Below are 7,788 nucleotides of genomic sequence, written 5' to 3'. Positions count from 1 at the left end.
GTTTGAAAAACGTCAGCGGCCTCTTTTATAAGGCCGTGAAAGCACTTCGGCGAACCACGTATTGGCGGTTACACTACACGCAATCACTTCATCTACCCACTTCGCCTTCTACTTCAACATGAGGTCCATGATGAGCCCCCATCTGCTATCCGTTGACTCCTTAAACCGTGACAGCGTTAACCACCTTCTTCGTGTTGCGGCCCAAATGGAGCCCATTGCCCAGCGCCGTCAGGTTACCCGTGTTCTTGAGGGCGCCGTTTTGGGCAACTTGTTCTTCGAAGCCAGCACGCGCACCCGGGTAAGTTTTCATACGGCGTTTTGTCGGTTGGGCGGCAGCGTATGTGATACCACAGGCTTTACGTTCTCATCCATGGCCAAAGGCGAGTCGCTTTACGATACCAGCCGGGTAATGAGTGGCTACTGCGATGCGATTGTCATGCGCCACCCGGATCAAGGCTCTGTTGCCGAGTTTGCGGCGGCGACGAATGTACCGGTGATTAACGGCGGCGACGGCCCTGGTGAACACCCAAGCCAAGCCCTGCTGGATATCTATACGATCGATAAGGAGTTTCAGCGATTAGGCAAATCGTTTGGCGGAGCACATATTCTGCTGACCGGCGATCTCAAGTATGGGCGTACGGTGCACTCTCTGATCAAGCTGCTTTCTTTATACGATCCGTTACGTATCACACTGGTATCGCCGCCCGGGCTTGAAATGCCTACTGCACTGATTGACTTGGTCACATCACGCGGGCACCAGGTAGAGGTACGCGATCATTTAGCCACTGACTTCAGTGATCTGGATGTTGTGTACACCACGCGAATTCAGAAAGAGCGCTTTACCGAAGAAATGAACGAAAACTTCCAGGGCATCTCGGATGATTTTATAGTCAACAAGGCGTTTCTGGATCAACGCTGCAGTGAATCGACCATTGTTATGCACCCGCTGCCCCGCGATAGCCGCCCCGGCGCGAATGATTTGAACGTGGATCTTAACGGCGACCCGCGCTTGGCGATCTTTCGTCAGACAGATAACGGCATCGCCATGCGGATGGCTATCTTTGCAACGCTGCTGCACGTCGACTCTCTGATTGAGAAAGACCTTCGCCCGGTGCGCTGGTTTGTACCCAGCCAGATAGGGACACTGGATCGCTAACGCTACTTATATACGCTAGAGAGCAGAACGCCCATCGGGAAGACCTTCCTGATGGGCAAACCAGCCTTCCAAAATCAACACCGCCGCAATGCCATCGACGCTCTCTTCGCGGTAGTTGCCTCGGTGACCCGCTTCACGGGCAATCAGCTTGGCTTCGCGGGTAGAGCCACGTTCATCTACCATCACGCAGGGTTTGCCGTAGCGCCCATGTAAACGGTTACCAAACTTGCGGGCACGCTTACTCATGTCCGATTCGCTGTCATCCATATTGAGCGGTAAGCCAACCACCAGCAGGTCCGGCTGCCACTCTTTCAGCAGCTGCTCTACTTTATTCCAGTCGGGGATGCCGTCACGTGCAGTAAGTGGGGAAAGCTCGCGGGCGCTTTTTAAAAGCTCATTGCCCACGGCGACCCCAATACGCCGCGTACCGTAATCAAAGGCAAGAATTAAGCGTTGGCCAACCTCTGCCATCACGCGTGCCCTGCATCACGAGTCATCAGGTATAGATCCACTCCTAACAATCCTGCGGCAGCCGTTAAGCGCTCAGCAGGTGGCGTGTTGAACAGCACGTCCGTCTGGCCCTCAACCGTCAGCCAGCTATTGTCCTTTAGTTCATCTTCAAGCTGACCGACTTCCCAACCCGCACAGCCCAGACAAATCAGAAAGTGCTCAGGACCTTCACCGTTAGCTAGCGCCTGAAGAATGTCCATAGAGGTCGTCAGCGCCACGCCTTCCTCTACCTGAACGCTGGAGTCCCACTCCTGGCTGTCGCCAAGATGGAGAATGAAGCCGCGATCCTTGTGCGTAGGGCCACCGTAATAGACCGGAGCATTGCGGTGGGGGCTGTCTTCCCCCCCCAGCTCCAACTGATCAAACAGTGCATCCAGCGTCATATCCAACGGGCGGTTGGTGATAACCCCCATGCAGCCGTTATGGTCATGATCACAGAGGTAGATCAGGCTGCCCACAAAGTCAGGATCATCCAGATGCGGCATCGCCATTAAAAAATGGTGTTTCAAACTTTGCATGCGTCTCCTACGACCTGCTGGCATAGCCAGCAGACCTTCTTATCATCAAGTGTGAATCAGGCGTATCAAGCAGCGCTCAAGCGGCGTTCGATGGCATCCAACAACAGGCCCGCGATATTCGTGCCGCGCTGGTCATCAATTTCACGCACGCAGGTGGGGCTGGTAACGTTAATTTCAGTGATATAGTCGCCAATCACGTCCAGCCCTACAAACATCAGGCCTTTTTCACGAATCATTGGCTGTACTTGCTCAATCAGCCAGTAATCACGTTCAGTAAGATCACGTGCGACACCACGGCCACCAGCGGCCAGATTACCGCGCGTTTCACCAGCCGAAGGGATACGCGCCAGCCCAAAGGGCACCGGCTCGCCGTCCACCAGCAGGATACGCGTGTCGCCGTCTTTAATGTCAGGCAGGTAGCGCTGAACCATAATCTGGCGCTGACCACGCAGCGTTAGCTGCTCAATGACCGCGCCAATATTGCGGCCATCAGGGCCGATATGGAAAATCCCGGTGCCGCCCATCCCGTCCAGCGGTTTGAAAATCACATCGCCGTGCTCGGCATGAAAGGCCCGCAGCACATCATCGCGGCTGGCCACCATGGTGGGCGTACAGCACTGAGGAAACTGCTGGGCAAACAACTTCTCATTACACTGTAAAAGTGCTGAGGTTGGATTAACAATGAGCACGCCGTCACGCTCAGCAAAACCCAAGAGGTGGACCGCATTGGTGAAGTCAGCATCCACCGGCGGGTCTTTACGCATTAACACCACATCAAGCTCAGCCAGTGGCCGGGCAGCCGCTTCACCCAGGTCGTACCAATGGTTAGGGTCGCGATGCACGGTTAGTGGTCGCATGCGTGCGTAGGCTTGCCCCGCCTGTAAGAAAAGATCTTCCTGCTCCATATAGTGCAGGATATAGCCGCGTTCCTGGGCCGCCCACAGCATGGCTATGGTGGTATCTTTCTTGTAAGCGATGTCGCTGATAGGGTCCATCACGACGCCGAGATGCAGATTTGATTGACTCATCGGGGCACAATCCATACGTAAACAATAGGTAGGCAGTATGCCGTACTGCCTGTCAAGCTCCAACCATTGGCGCCGTTACGGGGCAAGCGCGCCCGGCACCAGCCGTATCGCGTCAGGCTCTAAGATAATCAGTTGCTGCTTATAAAGCCGCCCAATGGCTTGTTTAAACGCACTTTTGCTCACACCCAACCGCGCTTTAATCGCGTGGGCGTCACTTTTATCGCCCAGCGGTAGATAGCCGCCGCTTTCACGCAGTGCTTTGAGTACCTTATCGCCGACGACGTCTAATCGCGCCGCGCCTGGCGGCAGCAGAGAAATATCCAGCCGGCCATCCTCACGGCGCTGCTTGACGTAGCCTTTTAGCGTCTGCCCGCGGCGCAGCGGCTGAGAAATATCATCCTGATAGATTAGCCCCCAATAGCGGTGATCAACCGCTACTTTCATACCGAGGTCGGTGCGGTCAGCGACCACGACGCTCACCTCATTCCCCTTTTCAAGCGCCCAGGCATCATCGGTTAAAAAGCGATCAAGGCGCATGGAGGCCACAGGACGCCCCTGATCATCTTCATACAGCATGACCAGCACCCGCTTGCCAGGATCCGGCCGGAAGATTTGCTCGCTGTACGGCAAGAGAACGTCCTTGGGCTGCCCCCAACGCAAAAACGCGCCCGTGTTATTAACGGTCACAACAGTTAAATACGCCACTTCGCCTAACTGGGCAGAGGCGTCGCTTGTAGCGCGAGGAGGAGTCGTTGATTCACGGACCATGGGTGCCGTCCTTAAAAAGTGAGTCTATAGTATGGCGCCTGAGGATCACCGAGCAAAGCAGCTGGCCCGCTACATAGTGATGGCCGCTGCTTAACGCAGGCCAGGCTAATGGCTACTCATTCACACTTGTAAAGCCTATAGCGAAGGCTAACGCTAAACAGCAGGCCACTGAGGAAGGGGTCAATGAAGGTGTTAGTAGGCGCTTACAAATCACCAAAGTAGTGCTGTAGAAGGGTCAAGGCAACCACCGGGGCTGTTTCCGTACGCAGAACACGTGGCCCTAGCGTTAATGGCGTAAAGCCAGTTGCCTGAGCGGCTGCAATATCTGTCTCCGTTAAGCCACCTTCAGGGCCAATTAAAAGTGCGGCGGCCTCAGGGCGTTCCGGCTGATCAAACGCATTACCCGTTGCCAAGTGCAGCATCAAGCGAAGCGGCTCATGGCGGGCACTTAGCCACTCAACAAGGCTTAGTGGCGAGTGAACGACAGGCACTACCGCCCGGCCACTTTGTTCGCAAGCGCTTGCCGCAACAGCCTGCCAATGGGCCAGCTTTTTGGCTTCACGATCACCCTTTAAACGTACATCACCACGCTCTGTATACAGTGGCGTGATAGCAGCGACACCTAATTCAACCGCCTTCTGGATCGCGTAATCCATCCGGTCGCCTTTGGAGATCGCCTGGCCAAGGTGAACAGCAAAGGGTGACTCCCCCTCACCGACCCAAACGGCGTCGATAACCGCCGTCGTGTGCTTACGCCCTACCTCGGCCAAGCGGACGCCCGCTTCATTGCCTTGGCCATCGAACAGCACCAAAGGCGCGCCTTCACCCATGCGTAGCACGCGGGTGACATGGCGCGCCGGGCCTTCCGGCAGTACTACCTCTTGGCCTACTGCAAAAACAGCCGGTACATGGAGGCGCGGCATTTTGCCATGCACGGCATACCAGTCGGCAGCCTGCATGCTTAGTGAGTACTCACTTCGGCCTGGTTTGCCTGTTGCGCTTCGCGCTGCTTACGCTGGGCGTACATGGCTTCAAAGTTCACCGGTGCCAACATCAGTGGCGGGAAGCCACCACGGTTTACCAGGTTATCGACACACTCACGCGCGTAAGGGAACAGCAGGTTGGGGCAGAACGCACCCAGTGTCTGTTCCAACTGAGCGCCTTCGATGCCCGAAATACGGAATAAACCCGCTTGTTCAACCTCTGCAAGAAACGAGGTAGTGCCGGTTTCTGAATCGTTGACCTGAGCGGTGACTTTCACAACCACTTCATACTGGTCGTCATCAATTTTAGTGCTGGTGGTATTAAGATCCAGATTCACCTTCGGCTTAAACGCCTGCTTGAAAACAGACGGTGAGTTAGGTGCTTCAAAGGAGATATCTTTCACGTAAATACGCTGCATAGAGAACTTCAGCTGCGGCTTGTCGCCGGACGCTGCTGCACCAGCCTGCGGGGTGTTGTTATCTTCCGCCATGGGGAAACTCCTCGTTGTTCATTGAATCAATAGTAAAAGGTGAGAACGCTTACTTCTTAACGACGGGAAGGCTATCGGCCTGCCACTGCGCCATGCCACCTTTCAATTTAGTCACACGCTCGAAACCGGCCTTGGCAAGCTTGGCTTGAACCGCGCCTGCACTTTGCCCATGCTTGCATACGACGATGATCGGCTGGTTTTTCACTTTATCCAGCTCGTTCATACGGTTATCAAGCTTGTTATGGGGAATGTTACGTGCGCCAGCAATATGCCCGGCTTTGAAGTCTTTGCTTTCACGAATGTCCAGCACAACCGCATCTTCTCGGTTGATGAGCTGGGTGGCCTGGGTTGAGGTCACTGCATTGGTTGAAGCACTACGCGTTTCATAAATAAGCCACGCTACTAGCACCAGCAAAAACGCCCCAACGAGCAGGGGGTGGTTCTGTACGAATTCGAACAACTGATCGATCATCGCGAACACAATCTCTTGGTCTATGCAGAAAAAAGCGGCAACGCCGCCGTCAAAACGCGATAAGTATACACGTCACAGGGCACCCCGCGCAGGCCTTGCTCATGACGCCCGGCGGTCGCCTACGTTATGATGCCCCAAGCGTGCATCAGTCGCGACCCTGATCACAAGGAGTTGTTTGAAAATAACGTGAGTTGACTCACCTTTTTAAACCTCTTTACTTTCAAACAGCGCTTTCGTTGCTGATTGCTTTACGCCGCTTGGATTACTCAACCGAACGAGGTTCTTATGGCTACGTCTACTCCGCGTCCCGTCGCGCTGATCATTCTTGACGGTTATGGACACAACCCCGATAGCGCTAATAACGCGGTGGCATCGGCCAACACGCCCGTAATGGATGCGCTTTGGGCAAATCGTCCACACGCGTTTGTGCATACTGACGGCCACCACGTAGGGCTGCCCGATGGGCAAATGGGCAACTCAGAAGTGGGCCATATGAATCTGGGTGCCGGACGCATCGTTTATCAGGACTTCACACGGATCACCAAAGCCATTAAAGAGGGCGATCTGGACGTTAACGAAAACCTGACACAGCCGATTGATGATGCCGTGGCCAATGGCCGCGCCGTTCATCTGCTGGGCTTGCTCTCGCCTGGCGGCGTACATAGCCATGAAGATCATTTCATCGCGATGGCCGAACTGGCGGCTCGCCGCGGCGCGCAACGTATCTTTATTCATGCATTTTTGGATGGCCGAGACATGCCGCCTCAAAGCGCGCTGGCTTCTATCGAACGCGCTAATGCCCGCCTGGCCGAGCTGGTAGGCGCTGAAAATGGTTTTGTGGCCTCCATTATTGGCCGCTTTTACGCCATGGACCGCGATAACCGCTGGGAGCGGGTAGAAAAAGCCTACCATCTGCTGACCAAAGGCCAGGCTGACATCTATGCTACCAGCGCCGAAACCGCGTTGCGCGACGCCTATGAGCGCGGCGAAACCGACGAATTTGTCCTGCCAAGCTGCGTATTGCTCAACGACAAGTGCGTTACCTTGCAAGACGGTGACGCCGCCCTGTTTCTTAACTTCCGCTCTGACCGCGCACGTGAACTTACCCGTGCATTTGTAGAGCCTGACTTCAGCGGCTTTTCACGCAGGGCCTGCCCATCGCTGGCGGGCAAGGGCTTGGTCATGTTGACCCAGTACGCAGCGGACATTCCTGCGCCGGCCGCGTTTCCGCCATTTGATCTCAACGATACCCTGGGCGAAGTCGTCGCCAAGCGCGGTTTAACGCAGCTGCGTATTGCCGAAACAGAGAAGTACCCCCACGTTACCTTTTTCTTCTCGGGTGGCAATGAAGCCGAGTATAAGGGCGAAGAGCGCATTCTGGTGCCCTCCCCTCGGGACGTGAAGACCTACGACGAAAAACCCGAGATGAGCGCTTACGAGATCACCGACAACCTCGTTGAGGCTATCGACAGCGGCCGCTTTGACTTCATCGTATGTAACTATGCCAACGGCGATATGGTGGGCCATACCGGCGACTTCAACGCGGCGGTAAAAGCCATTGAAACGGTCGATATCTGCGTTGGCCGCGTTATTGACGCGATTGAGCGCGCTGGCGGTGCTTGCCTGGTAACCGCCGACCACGGTAATGCCGAGCAGATGGTGCATCCGGTCACAGGCGCCCCCCAAACGGCCCACACCACCTTTGTGGTACCGCTGGTTTACGTGGGTGAGCGAGCCGGCACGTTAAGCGATGGCCGCCTGTGCGACCTGGCCCCCACACTCTTGACCATGATGAATCAACCGGTTCCCGAGGCCATGACCGGGAACCCGCTGATTGATTTCACTTGATCATACCGTTGCGA

The 7,788-nt window shown here is 55.4% G+C and carries 9 protein-coding genes; 2 read left to right on the top strand and 7 right to left on the bottom strand.

Annotated elements, in window-relative coordinates:
• Positions 1-130 precede the first annotated feature (130 nt).
• Complete coding sequence (gene pyrB / locus ACT3T6_RS06840) at positions 131-1,156, top strand: aspartate carbamoyltransferase (RefSeq protein ID WP_172118936.1); 1,026 nt, start codon at positions 131-133, stop codon at positions 1,154-1,156.
• A 15-nt stretch (positions 1,157-1,171) separates the two neighbouring features.
• Here pyrB and ruvX read toward each other — a convergent pair whose 3' ends face one another.
• The 7 genes from ruvX to ACT3T6_RS06805 form a co-directional block, all read right to left on the bottom strand.
• Positions 1,172-1,627: a Holliday junction resolvase RuvX gene (ruvX, locus tag ACT3T6_RS06835; RefSeq protein ID WP_087106910.1), complete on the bottom strand. Its 456-nt coding sequence runs from the start codon at positions 1,625-1,627 to the stop codon at positions 1,172-1,174.
• Positions 1,627-2,184, bottom strand: a complete 558-nt coding sequence (locus ACT3T6_RS06830; protein ID WP_193053407.1) for a YqgE/AlgH family protein — start codon at positions 2,182-2,184, stop codon at positions 1,627-1,629. The genes ruvX and ACT3T6_RS06830 overlap by 1 nt, the downstream gene beginning before the upstream one ends.
• A gap of 65 nt (positions 2,185-2,249) precedes the next feature.
• On the bottom strand, positions 2,250-3,212 hold the full coding sequence (gshB, locus tag ACT3T6_RS06825; protein ID WP_193053408.1) for a glutathione synthase: 963 nt from the start codon (positions 3,210-3,212) through the stop codon (positions 2,250-2,252).
• A gap of 75 nt (positions 3,213-3,287) precedes the next feature.
• Complete coding sequence (locus ACT3T6_RS06820; protein ID WP_193053409.1) at positions 3,288-3,980, bottom strand: CvfB family protein; 693 nt, start codon at positions 3,978-3,980, stop codon at positions 3,288-3,290.
• Positions 3,981-4,183: 203 nt separating this feature from the next.
• Positions 4,184-4,939 carry a 16S rRNA (uracil(1498)-N(3))-methyltransferase gene (locus tag ACT3T6_RS06815; RefSeq protein WP_193053410.1) on the bottom strand — a complete coding sequence of 252 codons (756 nt, stop codon included), beginning with the start codon at positions 4,937-4,939 and terminating at the stop codon, positions 4,184-4,186.
• Between the two features lie 2 nt (positions 4,940-4,941).
• Entirely contained in the window at positions 4,942-5,454 is a 513-nt protein-coding gene (gene secB, locus ACT3T6_RS06810) for a protein-export chaperone SecB (RefSeq protein ID WP_172118917.1), read from the bottom strand.
• Between the two features lie 49 nt (positions 5,455-5,503).
• Entirely contained in the window at positions 5,504-5,926 is a 423-nt protein-coding gene (locus tag ACT3T6_RS06805) for a rhodanese-like domain-containing protein (RefSeq protein WP_193053411.1), read from the bottom strand.
• A 285-nt stretch (positions 5,927-6,211) separates the two neighbouring features.
• On the opposite strand from ACT3T6_RS06805, the gene gpmI reads away from it, so the two are divergent.
• Positions 6,212-7,774 (top strand): 2,3-bisphosphoglycerate-independent phosphoglycerate mutase, encoded by a 1,563-nt coding sequence (gene gpmI / locus ACT3T6_RS06800; RefSeq protein ID WP_193053412.1) that lies wholly within the window; start codon positions 6,212-6,214, stop codon positions 7,772-7,774.
• Positions 7,775-7,788: the final 14 nt, after the last annotated feature.

The sequence above is a fragment of the Halomonas sp. 72 genome (assembly GCF_052379785.1).
Taxonomy (GTDB): Bacteria; Pseudomonadota; Gammaproteobacteria; order Pseudomonadales; family Halomonadaceae; genus Vreelandella; species Vreelandella citrativorans.
Note: the sequence above shows the minus strand (reverse complement) of the source record. Positions and strands in the feature narration are given on the sequence as shown.

Coding starts and splice junctions, on each gene's coding strand:
- pyrB (WP_172118936.1), top strand. CDS start 131: ATGAGCCCCCATCTGCTATCCGTTGACTCCTTAAACCGTGACAGCGTT.
- ruvX (WP_087106910.1), bottom strand. CDS start 1,627: ATGGCAGAGGTTGGCCAACGCTTAATTCTTGCCTTTGATTACGGTACG.
- ACT3T6_RS06830 (WP_193053407.1), bottom strand. CDS start 2,184: ATGCAAAGTTTGAAACACCATTTTTTAATGGCGATGCCGCATCTGGAT.
- gshB (WP_193053408.1), bottom strand. CDS start 3,212: ATGAGTCAATCAAATCTGCATCTCGGCGTCGTGATGGACCCTATCAGC.
- ACT3T6_RS06820 (WP_193053409.1), bottom strand. CDS start 3,980: ATGGTCCGTGAATCAACGACTCCTCCTCGCGCTACAAGCGACGCCTCT.
- ACT3T6_RS06815 (WP_193053410.1), bottom strand. CDS start 4,939: ATGCAGGCTGCCGACTGGTATGCCGTGCATGGCAAAATGCCGCGCCTC.
- secB (WP_172118917.1), bottom strand. CDS start 5,454: ATGGCGGAAGATAACAACACCCCGCAGGCTGGTGCAGCAGCGTCCGGC.
- ACT3T6_RS06805 (WP_193053411.1), bottom strand. CDS start 5,926: ATGATCGATCAGTTGTTCGAATTCGTACAGAACCACCCCCTGCTCGTT.
- gpmI (WP_193053412.1), top strand. CDS start 6,212: ATGGCTACGTCTACTCCGCGTCCCGTCGCGCTGATCATTCTTGACGGT.